This window comes from Xanthomonas sp. AC360 (assembly GCF_979258225.1).
This window is the reverse complement of the sequence record NZ_OZ409846.1, coordinates 688629-707945: the sequence shown is the minus strand read 5'-3', so window position 1 is coordinate 707945 and position 19317 is coordinate 688629. Positions and strand designations below refer to the sequence as shown.

At 64.6% G+C, this 19317-nt stretch carries 15 protein-coding genes; 11 read left to right on the top strand and 4 right to left on the bottom strand.

Going from position 1 to position 19317, the window contains the following annotated elements:
* Nucleotides 1–183: 183 nt before the first annotated feature.
* Both ACZZ0O_RS03085 and ACZZ0O_RS03080 read right to left on the bottom strand, forming a co-directional pair.
* Nucleotides 184–1281 carry a dipeptide epimerase gene (locus ACZZ0O_RS03085; RefSeq protein WP_463592200.1) on the bottom strand — a complete coding sequence of 366 codons (1098 nt, stop codon included), beginning with the start codon at nt 1279–1281 and terminating at the stop codon, nt 184–186.
* Nucleotides 1278–2684, bottom strand: coding sequence for an SH3 domain-containing protein (locus tag ACZZ0O_RS03080; protein ID WP_463592199.1), 1407 nt, complete (start codon nt 2682–2684; stop codon nt 1278–1280). The genes ACZZ0O_RS03085 and ACZZ0O_RS03080 overlap by 4 nt, the downstream gene beginning before the upstream one ends.
* Nucleotides 2685–3183: 499 nt before the next feature.
* Here ACZZ0O_RS03080 and ACZZ0O_RS03075 point away from each other — a divergent pair, with 499 nt between their 5' ends.
* The 11 genes from ACZZ0O_RS03075 to hglS all read left to right on the top strand — a co-directional run bounded on the left by ACZZ0O_RS03075 (nt 3184) and on the right by hglS (nt 11909).
* Nucleotides 3184–3984, top strand: coding sequence for an N-acetylmuramoyl-L-alanine amidase (locus tag ACZZ0O_RS03075; RefSeq protein ID WP_463592198.1), 801 nt, complete (start codon nt 3184–3186; stop codon nt 3982–3984).
* 173 nt (nt 3985–4157) lie between these two features.
* Nucleotides 4158–5075: a hypothetical protein gene (locus ACZZ0O_RS03070; protein WP_463592197.1), complete on the top strand. Its 918-nt coding sequence runs from the start codon at nt 4158–4160 to the stop codon at nt 5073–5075.
* Nucleotides 5076–5303: 228 nt separating this feature from the next.
* Nucleotides 5304–5978 (top strand): M15 family metallopeptidase, encoded by a 675-nt coding sequence (locus ACZZ0O_RS03065; protein ID WP_463592196.1) that lies wholly within the window; start codon nt 5304–5306, stop codon nt 5976–5978.
* A gap of 144 nt (nt 5979–6122) precedes the next feature.
* A complete protein-coding gene (locus ACZZ0O_RS03060) occupies nt 6123–6317 on the top strand; it encodes a CPXCG motif-containing cysteine-rich protein (protein ID WP_055847510.1) in 195 nt (64 codons plus the stop codon).
* Between the two features lie 191 nt (nt 6318–6508).
* Nucleotides 6509–6886, top strand: coding sequence for a hypothetical protein (locus ACZZ0O_RS03055; protein ID WP_323522603.1), 378 nt, complete (start codon nt 6509–6511; stop codon nt 6884–6886).
* A gap of 225 nt (nt 6887–7111) precedes the next feature.
* The gene (locus ACZZ0O_RS03050) at nt 7112–7468 is read left to right on the top strand and encodes an EF-hand domain-containing protein (RefSeq protein WP_055850209.1); all 357 of its coding nucleotides are present in this window, start codon (nt 7112–7114) and stop codon (nt 7466–7468) included.
* A gap of 238 nt (nt 7469–7706) precedes the next feature.
* The gene (locus tag ACZZ0O_RS03045) at nt 7707–8111 is read left to right on the top strand and encodes an EF-hand domain-containing protein (RefSeq protein ID WP_193552637.1); all 405 of its coding nucleotides are present in this window, start codon (nt 7707–7709) and stop codon (nt 8109–8111) included.
* 37 nt (nt 8112–8148) lie between these two features.
* Nucleotides 8149–8907, top strand: coding sequence for an HAD family hydrolase (locus ACZZ0O_RS03040; RefSeq protein WP_115563040.1), 759 nt, complete (start codon nt 8149–8151; stop codon nt 8905–8907).
* Nucleotides 8908–9163: 256 nt separating this feature from the next.
* On the top strand, nt 9164–9745 hold the full coding sequence (locus ACZZ0O_RS03035) for a hypothetical protein (protein ID WP_463592195.1): 582 nt from the start codon (nt 9164–9166) through the stop codon (nt 9743–9745).
* Nucleotides 9746–9774: 29 nt separating this feature from the next.
* A complete protein-coding gene (locus ACZZ0O_RS03030) occupies nt 9775–10392 on the top strand; it encodes a hypothetical protein (RefSeq protein WP_463592194.1) in 618 nt (205 codons plus the stop codon).
* 149 nt (nt 10393–10541) lie between these two features.
* Entirely contained in the window at nt 10542–11909 is a 1368-nt protein-coding gene (gene hglS / locus ACZZ0O_RS03025; protein ID WP_115555142.1) for a 2-oxoadipate dioxygenase/decarboxylase HglS, read from the top strand.
* 887 nt (nt 11910–12796) lie between these two features.
* Here hglS and ACZZ0O_RS03020 read toward each other — a convergent pair.
* Nucleotides 12797–15937, bottom strand: a complete 3141-nt coding sequence (locus ACZZ0O_RS03020) for an efflux RND transporter permease subunit (protein ID WP_463592193.1) — start codon at nt 15935–15937, stop codon at nt 12797–12799.
* Between the two features lie 130 nt (nt 15938–16067).
* Nucleotides 16068–19316 carry an efflux RND transporter permease subunit gene (locus ACZZ0O_RS03015; protein WP_463592192.1) on the bottom strand — a complete coding sequence of 1083 codons (3249 nt, stop codon included), beginning with the start codon at nt 19314–19316 and terminating at the stop codon, nt 16068–16070.
* Between the last annotated feature and the right edge of the window lies 1 nt (nt 19317).

Sequence of the window (19317 nt, the reverse complement as noted above, 5' to 3'; positions counted from 1 at the left end):
GTGTGTGGCGCATGGCGATGTCGACTGCATGTGCGTCTTTGCAGTGCTGCGCTGGAATCACGATCGCTGCGTGCGTCGTTTTGCTACGGCATGGATCGCGCAAGCGGCTGGTTAGGAAATGCGCATATTCCTAATCGCGTGCTCGGTTACTTGCCGCCCGGCATGCCGCTTGCAACGGTCAGGTCAATCGGGCAAAAGCTCCAACCCGCGGATACGGCGGATACCCAGACCCGGCGAATCGTCGATATGGATCTGCGCCTCATCGAACTGCACGCCGCCCTCGGTGGGGTCGAACTGCCCCAACGCCGGCGCATCCAGATCGGCCAGGGTGATGCTGTCGGCTTTTGCCACCGCCAGATGCACGGCTGCAGCAACGCTGATGCTGGATTCGATCATGCATCCGATCATGCACGGCACGCCGTACAACGCAGCGATATCGGCGATGCGGATGGCATTGGACAGGCCGCCGGTCTTCATCAGTTTGATGTTGACGATGTCGGCCGCGCGACGCTGGAGAAGGTCGATCACCTGCGATGGTGAGAACACGCTTTCGTCGGCCATCACCGGGGTGTCGATACGCGCGGTGACGAAGGCCAGGCCATCGACATCGGCCGCCTTGACCGGTTGTTCGAGCAATTCCAGCACGATGCCGGCATCTTCCAGCACGCGCATGCTGCGCACCGCCTGTTTGGGTGTCCAGCCCTGATTGGCATCCAGGCGCAGCGATGCGCGCCCATCGACGGCTGCGTGGATCGCCTTGACGCGTTCGACATCCGATGCGCTGTCCTTACCCACTTTGATCTTCAGCGATCGATAGCCGCGCGCCAATGCCGACTGCGCCTGTGCGACCATGATGTCGATGCGATCGGCACTGATGGTGATGTCGGTGGTGATGCGCGGCGTGCCGCCACCGAGCAACTGATAGAGCGGCGCACCGAAGGACTGCGCCCATAGATCGTAGAGCGCGATTTCCACCGCGGCTTTGGCGCTGGTATTGCGTTCCAGCGCATGGTGCACCAGACCGCACAGCCGATTGAGATCGGCTACATCCTGGCCGATCAAACGCGGTGCGATGCACTGCTGGATCGCGGCAATGATGCTGCCGTGCGTGTCGCCGGTGATCGGCGCGGTCGCCGGCGCCGCGCCGTACCCGATATGTCCGCTATCAGTTTGCAGCAGCACCACCACGTCTTCGATCGCCTGCACGGTGCGCACCGCGGTCTTGAACGGTGTTTTCAATGGCACGCGCAGCATGCCGAGGCGGAAGCCGGTGATCTTCATGGGGGGCCGATCGGCGCGATGCGCTGGATGCGAGTGATGTGATCGATGAAGGGAGTGCCATCGGTGGCCAGCAACGGCAACAGCGGCGTCACCGAAACGCCGTTCAAGCGCGCGCGCTGCACGCTGCCATCGGCAGCGCGATAGTTGGCGCCGGCTACATCGTGAATCACCCACGGTGTGCCGCGCTCATGCCCGATCACCAACATCACGTGACCGGGGATATAGATCAGGTCGCCGATGCGCAGCAGCGCCAGCTGCTGCAGACGCTGCGGTCGCGGCGCGCGTGCATCGAACGCAACAGTGCGCAGCGCCGGGCTGCGCGCCTGATCGCCGGTATTGCGCGGCAGCGCTATCCCCAGGCTGCGATAGATATCCAGCACAAACCCACTGCAATCGCGGGCGTCGTAATCGTTGCCCCAGCCGTAGCGTTCGCCCAGAAACTTGAACGCCTGGCGCAGCAATGCGGCATCGGTCGCGGGCAAGGGACCAACGCGCACATCGGCGCCACGCGGGATCAGGGCAGGCAGAAATTGCAAGCGACCATCGGCATCGCGCACTGGGAGTTGCACTACGTGGCCAGCCAGCGGCAGTTGTCCGTTGACCGGCTGTTGTGGTGGCCAGTCGGCATGCAGGGGTAGGCTGGTGCCCATGTCCAGCGACAGTGCCGAGAGGGCAGGCAGTTCGGGGGTGTACGCGGTTTGCACGCGTGCACCGGTGACGAGTATGCGTGGGCTGCGGTGCGCGTACTGCAGCACCTGCTCGCGACTGCCTTCGGCGATCTTGTCGGCAGCGATCCACGCCGCGTAGTTGGCCGCAAGCACAAACCGCCACGCGCCATCGGCACTGGTGTGCAGCACGGCCACCGGCGTGCCTGGATACAGCGCGGACTCCTGAAAGCGGTCGATATCAAGATCGTCGGGACTGGTGAACACGCGCTGGGAGGTAGGGAAGGTGCGCAGTGCCGCACGCTGGACGACCAGTGCGAAGTGCGGCGCCACGTTTTCAGGAATTGCGTCCAATGCCAGCGTGTGGCGCAGCTCCGACAGGCGCGCTGCGTCGATACGCTGTCCATCCGTACCGTACAACGCACGGGTTGGTGGCGCCGACAGCGCCTCGATCCGCGCTCGCACTGCAGCGCCGGGCATGACCTCGGGCAGCTGCGACAGATCGTGCATGGACGCATCGTCGCGCAACAGGCGGGCATTGAAGGTTGCGATCTGTGCGGCGTTCAAGTGCGGCGCCTGCGCATTCCCGCGGCGCTGGATCCAGTAGTCCGGCGTCAGCTGCGCGTCGCTGACGGCGAAGGGTGCGGCTTGCGAAGCGGGCATGCTCGCGGGCGCGGCGCCGCACGGCAGCGCGAGTGCGATCAGCAGCAACGTCAGCAGGCGGCGCAACAGTGGCATGAAAAACTCTGGATGAATGCATGTGGCGTGCAGTGCAGCGTGGAGAGAACAACAGCGTGCCGGCCTCCATTTGCTGCAACTGCGAGCCTGATCAGGAGTGTACGCGGGACGCCTCGCGGTGCGGAGACTGCCAGTGGTGATTGCTCCGCAACGTCGCGCGATTCCAAGGGTGTGATGACGTGCTGCTGCCATGGGAGACGCGTCGGTCGAGTGGTCGTTGCCGTGCGCCTTGCCGCCGCGCCAACGCTGGCGCGTTGCCTTGCCACCAGCACGTGCGGCACTCGGCAGACGATGACATGGCCGAAAGCTGCATGCCGCACCGGTCGCGGGCGAAGGTTTGCGACCAGTCACACACGATTGCAGCCGCTGTCAGCGGACGCGGCCACGACGCGGTATCGGTATCTCCTCTCGTACACTGCAGTCGACCGTGTCTGTGCCCATCTGGCGATTGGTTGCCAGCTGGTGTCAGCCGCCCTGAATGCCCGTCAAGAGAAACCCGATGTCGCCTATTTCCCAATCGTGCTCATCGGCCTGGCTGCGGGCACTGGTCTGCTTGGCTGCGTTGTCGCTGGGTGCTTGCGCGCATGCGCCGCAGCGCAACCCGCTTGCGCAGTGGGTGCCGTCGCCCAATTACGACACCCGGCGGCCGATCCTGATCGTGCTGCACTTCACCGACCAGCACTCGGTGCAGCAGAGCCTGAGCACGTTGCGTGGGCGCAACAGCGGCGGCCGCGTCAGTGCGCATTACCTGATCGGCGAGGATGGGCAGCGCTACCAGTTGGTCAGCGACGCGCAGCGCGCCTGGCATGGCGGTTCCGGTCGCTGGGGCACCATCACCGACATCAATTCGGCTTCGATCGGCATTGAACTGGACAACGACGGCAGCGAAGCGTTCGCGCCAGCGCAGATCGACAGCCTGCTGGTCTTGCTGCAAGACCTGTGCACGCGTCTGCGGATCCCGCGCACCCAGATCGTCGGGCATGAGGACGTCGCTCCTACACGCAAGAACGACCCGGGCCCGCTGTTTCCCTGGAAACGCCTGGCCGATGCCGGCTTTGGCCGCTGGCCCGCGCCGGACGCGCCGTCTGCACCGGCAGGCTTCGATCCCTGGCAGGCGCTTGCGTTACTGGGCTATAGCCTCGACGACCCCGCCGCCACGCTGCAGGCCTTCCATCACCACTATCGCGGCAATAGCGCCAGTACGCTGGATGCCGAGGATCTGCGGATCCTGCATGCGTTGACACGACTCACCACTTCGCCCGCTGTGCCACTGACTCCGGGCGAGCTCGAAGCCAAGTGACGGGGCGCGTCGTCGCGTGGGAAGGCGGGTTCCATTGGCGGCAGAGCGGGCCGCGTTAGGTGTGGAAGGAGTTGGGTGCCTTTCGTGATTGCTGAGCTTTTGTAAATCCACTGGATCTGCAGCGCATTCTTGATAGGATTTTCCCCTGCCAATAATTGAAAGGATGTCGCGTGATGAGTCTCAGGAAGACAGCACTGTGGGCGGCAACGATGCTGGTCCTTGCCGGTTGTTCGGACAAGGCCAGCGACACGGCACAGGCCGGCGCGCCGCCTGCGCCTACCGAGACGGCAGCCGCAACACCGACGACGTCTCCCGCAGCGCAGCCCCAGCAGGTGGCCACCGAGGTGCCGGCTCCTGGGCAAGTGCTGAACGACGTTTATGGAATGAAGGGCGACGGCTCAGCGTCCTACACCGTCGACAACGGTGCGCTGGCCACTTTCTGGTATGGCTATCGCTTCGACTTGGGCGGCAAGCACTACTACACCGGCTTCGCCAATGCCGGGCCCGGAAAGTATGGCAAGGCAGAGGAAAGCGACGGCCCAGATCCCGGCGTTGGGGTCAGCATTAGCCAAGCGACGTATGTGCTGGACGCAGTGGACGGCAAGCCGACCTGGACGCTGTTCCACGCCCAGCAGTGGGCCGGCGATTTCGGCGCGAACGAGAAAGCCGATCCACTCGATGAGAAACGCAAATCGCAAAGCACCGAAACCAAGGACGGCCACCTGCTTCTGGCGGTGCCGACCACACGGTTCGCAACCGGCGTCAGCAGCCTGGGCTTCGCTATTTTCAGCTTCGACCCTAACAAGAACGACCTCGGCGATTACAAGGGCTGGGTTTACTTGGGTACCGTTGCGACCGGTGAAGACAACAGCGCAGCGTGCGACGACGGCGGGACGATGAAATGCGCCTCCAGCAGCGGTACGCTGAGCTTTGAGCCGAACAAAACTGGCTCGATGCCGACGCTGCGCGTTGTCATGACAGGCACTGCCGTCTCCGGTCCAGGCAAGGTCCGTGTCCTGGACGGAGCCGATACGGTGACCTACACCTTCGACGCGTCCAAGCAGCAGTACACCCCGCCGCTGGATCAGTGAGCACTGCTCGAGCACCTTCGTGTCTTTCACGACCATCCCGCTGCGCGACGCTAGGCTCTCAAGTGCCTTCTGTCAGTATCTGTCCTTCTCAAGGAATAGATTGCTCAGGCGTTTGTTGATGCATCGATCGCCTATGCTTCGCAAATGGCGCACACCCCTCCAGTGAACATTCCAACTGCACCGTCGGCCTGCCAGAAGCCTGCATTGCGGTTGCTGTTACTTACAGGTTTGTTGGTAAGCACATGCTTCGCTGCCACCGCAGCGCCGATCATTTCGCCGGCGGCCACTGCAGCAGAAGCTGGCCTGATCGATGTGCGCACGCTTGCGCCGGAGATCGTCGTCGACATGCGCTATGCGGGAAGCGATAACTTCACCGGACGCGTGGTGCCCGGGTATCTCGCACCGCGGTGTTATCTGTTACGCCCGGCAGCCGAGGCGTTGGCGAAGGTGGCGCGTACGCTCAAGGTAGCGGGATATCGCTTGCAGGTGTTCGACTGTTATCGGCCTGTGCGTGCGGTGCATGCATTCGTGGCATGGGCGGCGGATCTGCAGGATCAATCGACCAAGCCGCCGTACTACCCACGTGTGGACAAGCGGGCGCTGTTGGGCGACTACATCGCCGAGACCTCTGGACATAGCCGCGGCGCGACCCTGGACCTGGGCTTGCTCGACTGCCGGCGCGGTGCGTGTGATGCGGTGGAGATGGGCACCGATTTCGATTTCTTCGATCCGCGTGCGCATACCGATGCACCCGAGATCAGCAGCGCGCAGCGTGCGCATCGCCAGCATCTGTTGCGTGCGATGGCCGCCGAGGGATTTGCCAACTATCCGATGGAATGGTGGCATTTCACCTTCCGCCCCGAGCCCACGCCTGATACCGCTTACGATGTACCGGTGGACTGAGCGCGCCCACGCTCGGCCGCAACGGCTGCCGGTCTGGTTCTACGCGTGCAGTCGGTCCATCACTCGTACACTGCGGTCTTTGGCGCGGTGTTTGCCGCTTGGTCGGCCAACCGTCACGGTGCGCCTGCCGCTTGAGGAATCGTCATGTCCGACCCGGAACGCTTTTTGGATATTGCCTGCCCGTATTGCGGGGAGTGGATTACGCTGACGCTGGATCTCAGTGGTGGCGATCAGCAGTACATCGAAGATTGCCAGGTGTGCTGCAAGCCGATTTCGGTCAACGTGCAATGGGACGAGGATGGCGAGGCGCAGGTGACCGCGCGTGGTCAGGACGACTGAAGCGGCGTTGCCTACCAGACCTTTGCTCTCAGAGGCAGCAGATCGGGTGACCTGCCGTACTCTCCTTCATGCAGACGCCTGGCACGCAGTCGCTGCTGCCTCGTTCGCGCGCTCGTCCACCAATTCGGCTTGCGCCCGGATCCCTTGCCCTTAGCCGCTAGACTGGCACGCCTGCTGCCTGGATCGTCACGATGAACCTGCCCCTGCACTTCGGCCTGCTCGGTTCGCTGGAGGCCGGCTTGATCGCGCTGGTGCTTGGGGTGCTGTTGTTCGCCGCAGTCGAGTACATCGGCCGACGTCTGCAATTCACCCACGGCCACACGCTGGGAATCGCCTGCCTGCTTGCCGTGGCCATCGGTGCCGGCTACGACATCTGGAATCTCGTCTACACCAGCATCGTCCGGCTGGAGTCGCCGCTGTATGCGCGGCTGGCATTGGCAAAGATTCACGACCCCAACGAACTGGGCTCGCGCGTCGTCCTCGAAGTGGCCGGTGCGATCGCCGGCGTTGTCTTGGGTTGGAAACTGTTCAGTTCTGGAAGCTGGGACGACGATACCCCGAACGCCTGAGACGTATCGAAAAAATGCGGCGCAGTTCGCAAAAATTTCCACGTTGAATGCGCTGCTTCTGTTTGACTCACCAGCCGCTAACAGGCGGCTACGCACAACGCTCGGCGCTGTGGTTAAAAGGATGTTTTGCCGGAAATCAGCGCAGGTTGAGCGTTCATTTGCGATGGGTAGGGTGGTGCCATGTGCGGCGACACCGTGCATTCCCAAGCCAAGGAGACCACCCAAATGAAGAATCGCAACCGCATCTCGCTGCTCGCCGCCACTGCCGCTCTTGCTGCCGCTCTGGCGCTGCCGGCCATGGCGCAAAGCACCTCTCAGGATGCCGCAGCGCAGTCGGGAAGTTCGGCAACCGGAGCTCCGACCGGTAGTTCGAATTCCGGCGGTGGTGGGCAGACCTGGGCCAGCGTGGATACCGACAGCGACGGCGCGATCAGCAAGCAGGAAGCGCAGGTCAACGCAGGGCTCGCACAGATTTTCGACCAGGCCGATGGCAACACCGACGGCAAGCTGACCCCGGATGAGTACAAGGCATTCGTCGCCAAGCAGCAGGGTGGTGGCGCAGCCGGCTCGCAGGGGAACTGATCGGCACAGTCGCGAGACACTCCTTGGATTTCCATCGATCGAAGAGGAGTAGCGTCTAGATGAGAAACAGCGAATGAGCCGCGTGCCGTAGAGCAGGCGCGCCATCGAACAGGATGGACACGCGGGAGCGGCCTGCCAGGGTTGCTCCCGTTTTCTTTACGTCATCCCCGCTACGGTGAAACGGTCCAACTCTGGCCTTCTTCCTATGTTGCAGCTGCGCGTTACCTTACTGGCCGGCCTGTGCAGTCCGCTGCTCGCGTTCGCCGCGCCGCCGGAGTTGCCGCCGGCCACCGCGCAGCAACCGCTTGTGCCGCCTGGCAGCAATGCTCCGGCCATGTCGCCCTTGCCGATCGAGCCGCCGCCTCCTGCAACGACTCCGCTGTTACCCACCGATCCCTCTGGTCCGCCTCGCGCCCGGAGCGGTGCCGAGTCCTCCGTGGCGTCGCCTGCCGGGACGCTGGCACCGCGCAGCTTCCGCAGCCTGGATCGCGATGCCGACGGCTCGCTGACGCCGACAGAGGCCGCTGCCGACCCGATCCTGCGCGAGAAGTTCGGCGACTTCGACAGTAACGGCGACGGACGCCTGTCGCGCGATGAATTTGCCAGCTATCAACCCGGACCGGGCGACGCCGCGGGCGACTGACCGCAGCAGCGCGCTGGTGCGCTGCTAGACTTGCGTGATGACTTCTTTTGCACAGCGCGACGGCCAGGCGATTCAACTGGTCGGCTTCGATGGCGACGATACCCTCTGGAAAAGCGAGGACTATTACCGCAGCGCCGAAGCGGATTTCGAAGCGATCCTGGCCGGCTATCTCGACCTGGGCGACAGTCGCATGCAGCAGCATCTGCTGGCGGTGGAGCGGCGCAACCTGAAGGTGTTCGGCTACGGCGCCAAGGGCATGACGCTGTCGATGATCGAAACCGCCATCGAACTGACCGACGCCCGCATCGACGCGCGCGACATTCAGCGCATCGTCGAGATCGGACGCGCCACGCTGCAGCATCCGGTAGACGTGATCGCCGGGGTGCGTGAGGCGGTCAGCGCCATCGCCGCCGACTATGCGGTGGTGTTGATCACCAAGGGCGACCTGTTCCATCAGGAGCAGAAGATCGCGCAGTCCGGCCTGACCGATCTGTTCCCGCGAGTCGAAGTGGTGTCCGAAAAGGACCCCCAGACCTACGCGCGCGTGCTCGGCGAATTCGACCTGCCGGCGCAGCGCTTCGTGATGATCGGCAACTCGTTGCGCTCCGATGTGGAGCCGGTACTGGCGATCGGCGGCTGGGGCATCTACACCCCCTACGCGGTGACCTGGGCGCATGAGCAAGAGCACAGCGTCGCTGCCGACGAGCCGCGCATGCGCGAAGTGCCCGATGCCGCAGGCTGGCCGGCCGCCGTGCATGCGCTGGATGCACTGGCTGGGCGGCACGCGCTAAGCTAAGCGTCGCGGCACGCGTCTGCGGTTAGAAGGAACGGTCGCGACCGCTTGGGATACGTACTCCGTGCCGACGCGCCTTAAACGGTCGCACTGCCGTGGTAATGGCTGGATCTTCCACGTCAGCTGCAGTGGCCAGGGCGGTCGTTACTGCGTCGCCGGTTTGCAGATGCTATGAATCGACATACGGGCACATTGCAGCGCCCGTCAACAGGACGTTCCGGCCAGCAGGCGTGCATGGCCGACTTTGGAGGGATTGCCCATGAACATGTTGTCCGTCACCCATCGTGTAGTGCTGGCCGTTGCGCTGGGGCTGCTCGCCGGCACCACGCCGCTTGTGGCTGCCGAGCTCGAAGAAGAAATCATCAACCCCAGCGAGGTGATCTTTCGCGACGGGCAGCCGTACTACGAAGATGCGGGCGACTATGTGCGTCTTCGCACGCGCAAGGTGGGTGGGGAGATCGTGTATTTCCGCACCGTCCGCTTCGACAGCGAACAAGGCTATGTGGATGCGCACGGTGAGAGCATCGCGAAATTGCAGTCCCGCCCGACTGCAAGCGACCGCAGTTCTGCGTTTTCGGCCGATCGATATTCCGACGTCCGCTACGGCGGTGGCTATAGCGGTTATGGCTATGGCTATGGCCGCGAAGTGCGGTTTGGGGCATCGCGCAACCGTCCGTACGGGCAGATCTACTACGGCAACGGCCTGTATGGGCCGGACCCTTACAGCAGCCCGCACAACCGCGATGCGCGCCAGCGGTACATCGGTCCCGGCTACGTGGGCTCTTGCGATCTGAGCGGCTGCCGCGAAGTGCGCACCATCGGCTTCTACGATCTGCGCTGACACGCGTATGGCCTGACACCGGCGCGAGCATGCGGCATCATCGGGGCATGCCTGTCTTACGCTCACCTCGGTTGCGATCGCTGCCATTGCTGGCGGCTCTGCTGGTTCCGGTGCTGGCGGCCGCGCAGGGCGTACCTGCGCCGGTTGGCGGTAGCAAAGCGCAGGAGGCCGTGCCGGCGGTGATGCCCGGTACCGGCGATGCCTGGGTGGACCAGCATCTGGCCGACATGGGTAGCTATGCGCAGCGCTACCCCGACAGTTTTATCGATGAGGTGGCGCGCTACACCCAGACCCCGCGCGGCTACGTGCAGGCACTGCTGCAGGTGCACGGCTGGCATGCCGGCGACATCTATTTCGCCTGCGCGTGGGCCCACACAGTGCAGCTGTCGTGCCGCGACAGCGTGCGCGCCTACACACGCGATCATCATGACGGGTGGGAAGGCGTGATCACACGGCTGTCGGTGGAGCCGGATAGCGCGCATGTCCGCGCGCTGCGGCATGCCATCGTCGCCAGTTACGACCGTTGGGAACGGCCGATCACCCTGGACGCGCTGCTGCGTCGCCAGCTCGGCGATCGTGCGCAGCGGCTGGAGGCTGCGCGCGAGTCCAGCGAAGCGGCCGACGCCGCAGCGCAGGCGGGGTTGTAACGCGCAAGGCGTGTCGCCAGCCCAGGCGCACCCGGCTGTCTACGCGCCAACGCGCCGATGCGATGCTGCCGTGCAGCTGGTCGCCGCAGGGCGTGGTCGGCGAGAATGCGCTAACGCTGGCATCGGCCGGCCTCTGCCAAGACCACGCCATGCGCGATACCGTGTTTGTCTCTCCCGATCACATTCGCAGCCTGTTCGCGCAGGCGATGTCGGACATGTATCGCACCGAGGTGCCGTTGTACGGCGACCTGATGACGCTGGTGGCGCAGGTCAACGCGCAGGTACTGGATGCCGATCCGGCATTGGCGGCGCGGCTGCAGCGCAACGATGAGCGCGCACGGTTGGATCTGGAGCGGCACGGCGCCATCCGGGTCGGCACGGCGGCCGAACTGGCCACCTTGGGTCGCCTGTTCGCGGTGATGGGCATGCACCCGGTGGGCTATTACGACCTCTCCGTGGCAGGCGTGCCGGTGCATTCCACCGCGTTCCGCCCGATCGACGAGGCCGCGCTGTCGGCCAATCCGTTCCGCGTGTTCACCTCGCTGCTGCGGCTGGAACTGATCGAGGACGCCGCGTTGCGCGCGCAGGCCGCGCAGATCCTGGAGCAGCGGCAGATTTTCACCAACGGTGTCGTGGAGTTGATCGAACAGCGCGAGCGTGTCGGCGGGCTGGATGCCGAGCAGGCGCGGCGCTTCGTGGCCGAAGCGCTGGAAACCTTCCGCTGGCATGGCGATGCCACGGTGTCGTTGCCCACTTACCGCGCGCTGAGCGATGCGCACAAGTTGATTGCCGATGTGGTGAGTTTCCACGGCCCGCATATCAATCATCTGACGCCGCGGACGTTGGATATCGATGCGGCGCAGGCGCAGATGCAGCGGGCCGGTATCGATGCGAAGGCGGTGATCGAAGGGCCGCCGCGTCGGCGCGTGCCGATCCTGCTGCGCCAGACCAGTTTCAAGGCGCTGGAAGAGCCGGTAGGCTTTGTCGGCGACGGCGGGCAGCCCGAGCACGGCACGCACACCGCGCGCTTTGGCGAGATCGAACAGCGCGGGCTTGCGCTGACGCCCAAGGGCCGCGCGCTGTACGACGCGCTATTGGCGCAGGCGCGCGATGCCGAGGGTGCCGGCAGCACCGGTGTCGATTACGCCACACGCCTGCAAACCGCGTTCGTGGCCTTTCCCGACGACGAAGCGCTGCTGCGTCAGGAAGGGCTGGGCTATTTCCGCTACGCGCTGACCGATGCCGGCCGCGCCGATCCGGCCCAGGTAGCTGCAATGCCGGCGGAAACTGCCATCGCGCTCGGCCTGGTCAGTGCCGATCCGATCATCTACGAAGATTTTTTACCGGTCAGCGCAGCCGGCATCTTCCAGTCCAATCTGGGCGGCGCCGAGCAGCGCGCGTACGCCGCGCATTCGAGCAAGCGCAGTTTCGAGCAGGCGTTGGGCGCGCAGGTGCATGACGAGTTCGCGCTGTATGCGCAGCTGGAACGCGCATCGTTGCTGGCGTTGGTGGTGTAAGGCAGCACCAATCGACGGTATCAGGTGGGTGTGTGAGGTAGCGGTATCCCTCAGTTTCAGTTGCTGCATGCGATATCGCCCAACTGCATGCACGACGAAGGGCGACTGATAAAGTTCTCAACGCTGTCTCGATAGCGGCAGCGTGTTGGCCACACGCCCCAGCTTTGACGAATGATTTGGTGTTGGAGGGAAGTGACATCGATCGGATAGACCTAAGCTGATCAGACCGCACCCAATCGAACTACCGCGCTCCATCCCCTGCTTGTAACCACGCACACCGCCATCTCCACTGGTCCTTGCGCGCCCACCGTCGCGGGACCTTGCGCGGCATGGATACCGCGTAAGAGCTTATACAAGGACGTACTCGCAGCGTGTCCCGCGATGGTGGGCGGGCAAGGGCGCTGCAACGCAGCCGAAGACCATCTGCTCTGCACCCGACGGCATCTCAACACCGTTCGATGACCTCTCAAGGCGACCGGGATCTTGAGCTTCAGCGTCGCTTGGATGTTCCAAAGCGGAGTGTGTCGAGGGCGCGATGCCCTCACCGCTCGTGGGACACGCCGTGCATCCGTCAGTGGAGGCTCGGTGGCGGCATCGATGCCGCCACACGGTCCCGCGAGCGGCGAGGACACCGCACCAGAGAGTTGATCGGTAGCTTTGTTTAAAACCGTGCACACCGACACTCTCGACTGGTCCTTGCCCGCTCACCGTCGCGGGACCTTACGCGGCATGGATGCCGCGTAAGAGCTTACAAGGACGTACTTGCAGCGTGTCCTGCGATGGTGGGCGGGCAAGGGCCTTGCAGCCAAGCCGCAGATCAGCCGCTCCACAACCGCAACGCATCCACACCGTTCAATCACTACTCTTCGGTATTTGTCAGCGCAGCCTCAGTGCGCCGACGCCGCCGGGCGCCGTGCCGCCGCGCGTTCTGCACGGCGTGCGCGCGCACGCGCGCGGCGCGCTTTCCAACGCTCGCTCAGGCACGAGAAGATCACATACAGCGCCGGGGTGCTGAGCAAGGTCAGGCTCTGCGAAAACACTAGGCCGCCGATCATCGCGATACCAAGCGGGCGGCGCAGTTCCGAGCCTTCTCCCAGACCCACCGCCAGCGGCACCGCCGCCAGGATCGCCACCATCGTGGTCATCATGATCGGGCGGAAGCGCACGATCGACGCCTCGCGTGCGGCCGCGCGCGCATCCATGCCATGCACGCGCTGCGCCACCAAGGCGAAGTCGATCATCATGATCGCGTTTTTCTTGACGATGCCGATCAGCAGCACTAACGCAATCATCGAGATCACCGACAGCTCGGTGTTGGTGAGAAACAACGCCAGCAGCGCGCCCACGCCGGCGGCCGGCAGCGTGGACAGGATGGTCACCGGGTGGATCAGGCTCTCGTAGAGCATGCCCAGCACGATGTAGACGGTGAGTACGGCAGCTAGCAACAACACCCCCATCGAATTGGGGCTGAGCTGCACATTGAAGCTGTTGTCGCCGCTGAGGCGGATGCCGTCGGGCATGCGCAATCCGTCCACCGTGGACTTGATGATCAGATCCGCCTCACCGGTGCTCACGCCCGGGGCGAGGTTGTAGCTCAGATCCATCGTGGTGTACTGGTTTTCGTGGATGATCTGCGGCGGCGCCAGGCCGGGGGTCTGGGTGGCCACCGCGGTGATTGGCACCATCTGCCCGGCACGGTTAGGCACGAAGATCTGATCCAGCGCCTTGGGCGTGGCGGTCTGCGAGGGCAGTGCGTTGACCACCACGCTGTACTGGTTGAGATCGGAGTAGATGGTGGAAATCGAGCGCTGGCCGAAGGCGCCATACAACGCGCCGTCGATCGCACCGACCGTAATCCCCAGGCGCGCGGCCTTGGCACGGTCGATCACGATGTTCTGACGCAGCCCGGCGGTATCCACGTCGGTGCCGACATCGCGCAGGCGTGTGTTCTTCTTCAACGCCGCCTGCAGCTTGGGCAGCCATTGCTGCAGCTGTGCAAGATCGTTGCCCTGTAGCGACACGCGGTATTGCGCGCCCTGGCTGGTGCCGCCACCGCCATCGCTGGGTAGGTCCTGGATGGCGCGCAGGCGCAGGTCCAGATCGGGGTAGCGGTCGGCTTTGGCGCTCAGGCGTGCGACCACCTGTGCGGTGGTGTCGCGGCGGCCCTCATTGCGTTTTTTCAGCTCGATATTGAACGAGGCGCTCGACCCCTGGCGGCCGGAGCCCAGCCGCGCGCCCACGGTTTTCACCGCCGGGTCGGCCATCAGCATGTCGGTGATGCGGCGCTGGCGGCTGACCATGTCGGCAAACGACACCGTCGCGCTGGAATTGGCGCGGCCCCAGATCAGGCCGGTGTCCTGCGCGGGAAACGAGCCTTTCTTGACTGCGCTGCCCAGAAAAATGGTGGCGGCGATCAACAGCAACGGCGTCAGTGACAGCAGCAGTGCGTGGCGCAACGAAAAGTCCAGCGCCACGGTGTAAATGGTGAGCATGCGCTCGTGCATGCGGTCCAGCCAGGCGCCGAAACGGCCGGGTTTTTCGGGCTCGGTATGTGCCGACAAGAAGCGGCTGCACAGCGCCGGGGTCAAGGTCAGCGACACCAGCATCGACACTACGATCGCCGCTACCAGGGTCACGGTGAATTCGCGGAAAAACGCGCCGACCATGCCGCTGGCAAACAGCATCGGAATGAACACCGCCACTAGCGAGGCAGTGATCGACACGATGGTGAAGCCGATCTCGCGCGCACCGGTCAGGGCGGCCTCCAGGCGCGGCATGCCTTCGTCCAGATGTCGCATGACGTTTTCGATCACCACGATTGCGTCGTCGACCACAAAGCCAATGGCGATCACCAGCGCCAGCAGGCTCAAGTTGTTCAAGGTGAAGCCCAGCACGTACATCACCAGCGCCGAGCCGGCCAGCGACAACGGCACGGTGACCGCGGCAATGAGCGTGGGCGCGAGCCGGCGCAGGAACAGCGCCATGGTCAGCACCACCATCGCCAGGCTGATCATCAGCGTGGCCTGCACCTCGTGCAGCGAGGCGCGGATGGTGGGCGTGCGGTCGAAGTAGGGCGTGAGCGTGGTGCCGGGCTGCAGGTAGGCGCGCAACTCGGGAATCTGCGTTTTGACCTGGTCCACGGTCTCGACGATGTTGGCGCCGGCGCGGGTGAAGGCATACATCACCACCGCCGGTTTGCCGTTGAACCAGGCGGCTTGATACGCATCCTGCTGGCCGTCGTAGACGGTGGCCACATCGCCCAGCCGCACGATGCGCCCGTTGGATTGGGTGGAGATCGCCAACTGCGCGAAATCGGCGGCCTTGGCCACCGAATCGTTGGCGATGATGGCCATGGTGGTGTTGCCGTCGGACAGGAATCCGGTCGGCGAGGTGACGTTGGCGGCGCGCACCGCGTTGCGTAGGTCGTCCGGGGTCAGCCCGAGTGCGTTGAGCGCACGCAGGTCCACGTCCACGCGCACTGCCGGCGTGGACGCACCGGCGATATCCACCGAGCTGATGCCGGTGATCTGGCGCAAGCGCTGCGCCAGCAGCGAGTCGGCCACGTTGTAGAGCTCATCGGCCGACTGGGTGTCCGAGGTCAAGGCGATGGCGATGACCGGGTCGTCGTTCGGATTGGCCTTGGAGTAAATCGGCGTGCCGAGCCCGGAAGGCAGGTCCGATTGCGATGCATTGATCGAAGTCTGGATGTCCTGCGCGGCCGAATCGATGTTGCGATTGCTCTGGAATACCAGCACCACCAGGCTGCTGCTCTCCGAACTGGACGAGCGCATGCGGTCGATGCCGGGCAGCTGGCCCAGGTGGCGTTCCAGCGGCGCGGTGACGGTGGAGGCCATGGTGCTGGCATCGGCGCCGGACTGCGTAGCGTGCACGAAGATCACCGGGATCTGGATGTTCGGCAACGCCGCCACGCCCAGCCGCAGATAGCACATCAATCCGATCACGAACAAACCGATCGCCAGCAGCGAGGTGCCGATCGGGCGCTTGATGAAGGGCGCGGAGATGTTCATGCCTGTGGCGCCGGGAATCGGAAATCGGGAATCGGGAATCGGCAAGCAAGGCCAACGCAACGCCCGAGTGCGCGTGTGGGCAGGCGAGGCCTCAGGCCGGCAATCCGATCAGCAATCGCTGCACCAGTCCTCATGCAGGGCGCTCCGAGGTGGGTGCGGTGTTTGCGCCATCGCGGCGTGCAGCGCGGCGCGCGCGCCATGCCCGCAAGCGCTCGCCGGCGCGTTCCATGTACAGATAGATCACCGGGGTGGTGTATAGCGTCACCAGCTGCGACAGCAACAGGCCACCTACAATCGCGATGCCGAGCGGGCGACGCAGTTCCGAGCCGATGCCGGTGCCCAGTGCCAGCGGCAACGCGCCCAGCATGGCGGCGGCGGTGGTCATCATGATCGGGCGGAAACGCAGCAGGCAGGCGCGGCGGATCGCCTCATGCGCGTTGGCGCCTTCGCGGCGGGCGTCGATGGCGAAGTCGATCATCATGATCGCGTTCTTCTTGACGATGCCGATCAGCAGCACGATGCCGACGATGCCGTCCACCGACAGGCTCAGCCCGCACATCATCAACGCCAGCAACGCGCCGACACCGGCCGGCGGCAAGGTGGAGATGATCGTCAGCGGGTGGATGTAACTTTCGTACAGCACGCCCAGCACGATGTAGATCACCACGATCGAGGCCAGCAGCAACCACACGATATCGGTCTGGCTGCCGGTGAATTCGGCCGCCTTGCCGACGAACTGCGCATGCACCTGGGTCGGGATCTTGAGGTCTTCGCGTGCCTTTTCGATCGCTGCTACCGCCTGCGACAACGAGTGCCCCGGCGCCAGATTGAACGAGATGGTCACCGCCGGCAGCTGCTGCTGGTGGCTCACCACCAGTGGCGTGTTGGTGACCTTGGCTTGCGCCAGCGAGGCCAGCGGAATGATGCTGCCGGCGCCGACCACGATGCCGGTGTTCTGGTTGCCCACGCCGGTGGCGGTGGACGAGTTGGACGAGGTCACCTGGCCGAAGCTGGTGGCATTGGTGCCGGTCAGTGCGCCGCTGCCGTTGCTGGCCACTGCCAGCTGATTCATCAATGCGGTGCTGCTGCGGAATTCCGGCGCCACTTCCAGCACCACGCGGTACTGATTGAGCTCGGTGAAGATGGTGGAGATCTGGCGTTGGCCGAAGGCGTCGTACAGCGTGTCGTCGATGGTCTGCATCGGCACGCCGAGCATGCTGGCCTTGTCGCGGTCGATGGTCAGCTCCAGCGCACGGCCCTGGTTGGCCAGGTTGTTGTCCACATCGGCCAGCTCGGGCAGCTTGCGCATCGCCTCGGTCATGCGCCCGGCCCAGGTGGCCAGCTCGGTGCTGTCCACGTCCGAGATCGAATACTGGTATTCGGTGGCGGCCACGCGGGTGTCCAGGGTGACGTCCTGCACCGGCTTGAGGAACAGCGCTACGCCCGGAATGCCGGACACGGCCTTTTGCAGGCGCGGCAGCACTTCATCCAGGCCGTCGCGGTCGCCGCGCGTCTTCAGCACGATCGACAACTGGCCCTGGTTGAGGGTCGGGTTCATGGTGCCGGCGCCGATGAAGGCGGCCACGCCGGTCACCGCCGGGTCTTTCTGCAGCGCGGCGGCCACCGCCTGGGTGCGCTGCTCCATCTGCGGGAAGGCCACGTTCTGATCGGCCTGCACCACGCCGGTGATCAGGCCGGTGTCCTGCTCGGGCAGCAGGCCCTTGGGGATCGCCACATACAGCACCACCGTCAATGCCACCGCGCCGATCGCCACCGCCAGGGTCAGCGGCTGGTGCGCCAGCACCCAATCCAGGCTGCGCTCGTACGCGCCCACCGTGCGCGTCCACAGATTGGTCTTGCCCGCCGCTGCTGCGCGTTCGTGCGCGTCCTCGCCTTCGGGCAGGGCGTCGGGCTTGAGCAGGTAGGCGCACATCATCGGCGTCAGCGTCAGCGACACCAGCATCGAGATCACCACCGCAATCGACAGCACCCACGCAAATTCATGGAACAGCCGCCCGGTGACGCCCGGCATCAGTAGCAGCGGCAGGAACACCGCCACCAGCGACACGGTCAGCGACAACACGGTGAAGCCGATCTGCTTGGCGCCGATCTCGGCCGCTTCCGGGCCCGTCTTGCCCTGTTCGATGTAGCGCACGATGTTTTCGATCATCACGATCGCATCGTCGACCACGAACCCGGTCGCCACCACCAGCGCCATCAGCGACAGGTTGTCCAGCGACATGCCGGCGAACGCCATCACCCCGAAAGTGCCGGCCAGCGACAGCGGCACTGCCACCGAGGGAATGATGGTGGCCCACAGCCGGCGCAGGAACACGAAGATCACCGCCACCACCAGCGCGATGGTCAGCACCAGGGTGAACTTCACCTCGTGCACCGAGGCGCGGATGGTTTCGGTGCGGTCGGAGAACACCTCCAGATGCACGTCGGCCGGCAACACCGATTGCAGCTGCGGCAGGATGCTGCGGATCTGCTCCACCGTCTGCACGATGTTGGCGCCCGGCTGGCGGCGGATTTCCAGCAGCACCGCCGGCTTGCCATCGGCCCACGCGGCGAGCTGGTCGTTCTCTACCCCATCCACCACGTTGGCCACATCGGCCAGCCGCACCGGGCGGCCGTTGGCGAAGCTGATGATGGTCTCGCGGTACTGCGCCGCATTGGTGAGCTGGTCGTTGGTGCCGATGCTGTAGGACTGGGTCTTGCCGTTGAGCGAACCCTTGGGCGCGCTGACATTGGTCTGGGTCAGCGCGCTGCGCAGCGACTCCATGGTCAGGCCCATGTTCGACAGCTGCGCCGGGTTGACCTGGATGCGCACGGCCGGGCGCACGTTGCCGGCGATCGACACCAGGCCCACGCCCGGCACCTGCGACAGGCGCTGGGCCAGGATCGCATCGGCGTAGCGGTTGACCTCGCGCAGCGGCAGCGAATCGGAGGTGAGCTTGAGGGTGAGGATGGCCGCATCGGCCGGATTGACCCGGTTGTAGACCGGTTGATACGGCAACGACGAGGGCAGGGTGGCCTGGCGGATCGCCGCCTGCACGTCCTGCGAGGCGATGTCGATGTCGCGGTCCATCGAGAACTGCAGAATGATCGTGGACAGGCCCGCCGAGGAGTCGGAAGTCATCATCTGCAAGCCGGAGATCTGTCCGAACTGGCGTTCCAGCGGCGTGGTCACCAGCGAGGCCATGGTGGTCGCGTTGGCGCCGGGGTACTGGGTGGTCACGACCAGGCTGGGCGCGTCGATTTCCGGCAATGCCGACACCGGCAATTGCCGGTAGCCCAGGATGCCCAGCAGCAGGACGCCCGCCATCAACAACGAGGTGGCGATGGGGCGGCGGATGAAGATGGTCGAAAAGCCCACG

Excerpts from the sequence above, each read along its gene's own strand:
- ACZZ0O_RS03030 (WP_463592194.1), top strand. The coding sequence starts at position 9,775 with ATGCGGCATCATCGGGGCATGCCTGTCTTACGCTCACCTCGGTTGCGA.
- ACZZ0O_RS03060 (WP_055847510.1), top strand. The coding sequence starts at position 6,123 with ATGTCCGACCCGGAACGCTTTTTGGATATTGCCTGCCCGTATTGCGGG.
- ACZZ0O_RS03080 (WP_463592199.1), bottom strand. The coding sequence starts at position 2,684 with ATGCCACTGTTGCGCCGCCTGCTGACGTTGCTGCTGATCGCACTCGCG.
- hglS (WP_115555142.1), top strand. The coding sequence starts at position 10,542 with ATGCGCGATACCGTGTTTGTCTCTCCCGATCACATTCGCAGCCTGTTC.
- ACZZ0O_RS03085 (WP_463592200.1), bottom strand. The coding sequence starts at position 1,281 with ATGAAGATCACCGGCTTCCGCCTCGGCATGCTGCGCGTGCCATTGAAA.
- ACZZ0O_RS03040 (WP_115563040.1), top strand. The coding sequence starts at position 8,149 with ATGACTTCTTTTGCACAGCGCGACGGCCAGGCGATTCAACTGGTCGGC.
- ACZZ0O_RS03075 (WP_463592198.1), top strand. The coding sequence starts at position 3,184 with ATGTCGCCTATTTCCCAATCGTGCTCATCGGCCTGGCTGCGGGCACTG.
- ACZZ0O_RS03050 (WP_055850209.1), top strand. The coding sequence starts at position 7,112 with ATGAAGAATCGCAACCGCATCTCGCTGCTCGCCGCCACTGCCGCTCTT.
- ACZZ0O_RS03035 (WP_463592195.1), top strand. The coding sequence starts at position 9,164 with ATGAACATGTTGTCCGTCACCCATCGTGTAGTGCTGGCCGTTGCGCTG.
- ACZZ0O_RS03020 (WP_463592193.1), bottom strand. The coding sequence starts at position 15,937 with ATGAACATCTCCGCGCCCTTCATCAAGCGCCCGATCGGCACCTCGCTG.
- ACZZ0O_RS03055 (WP_323522603.1), top strand. The coding sequence starts at position 6,509 with ATGAACCTGCCCCTGCACTTCGGCCTGCTCGGTTCGCTGGAGGCCGGC.
- ACZZ0O_RS03070 (WP_463592197.1), top strand. The coding sequence starts at position 4,158 with ATGAGTCTCAGGAAGACAGCACTGTGGGCGGCAACGATGCTGGTCCTT.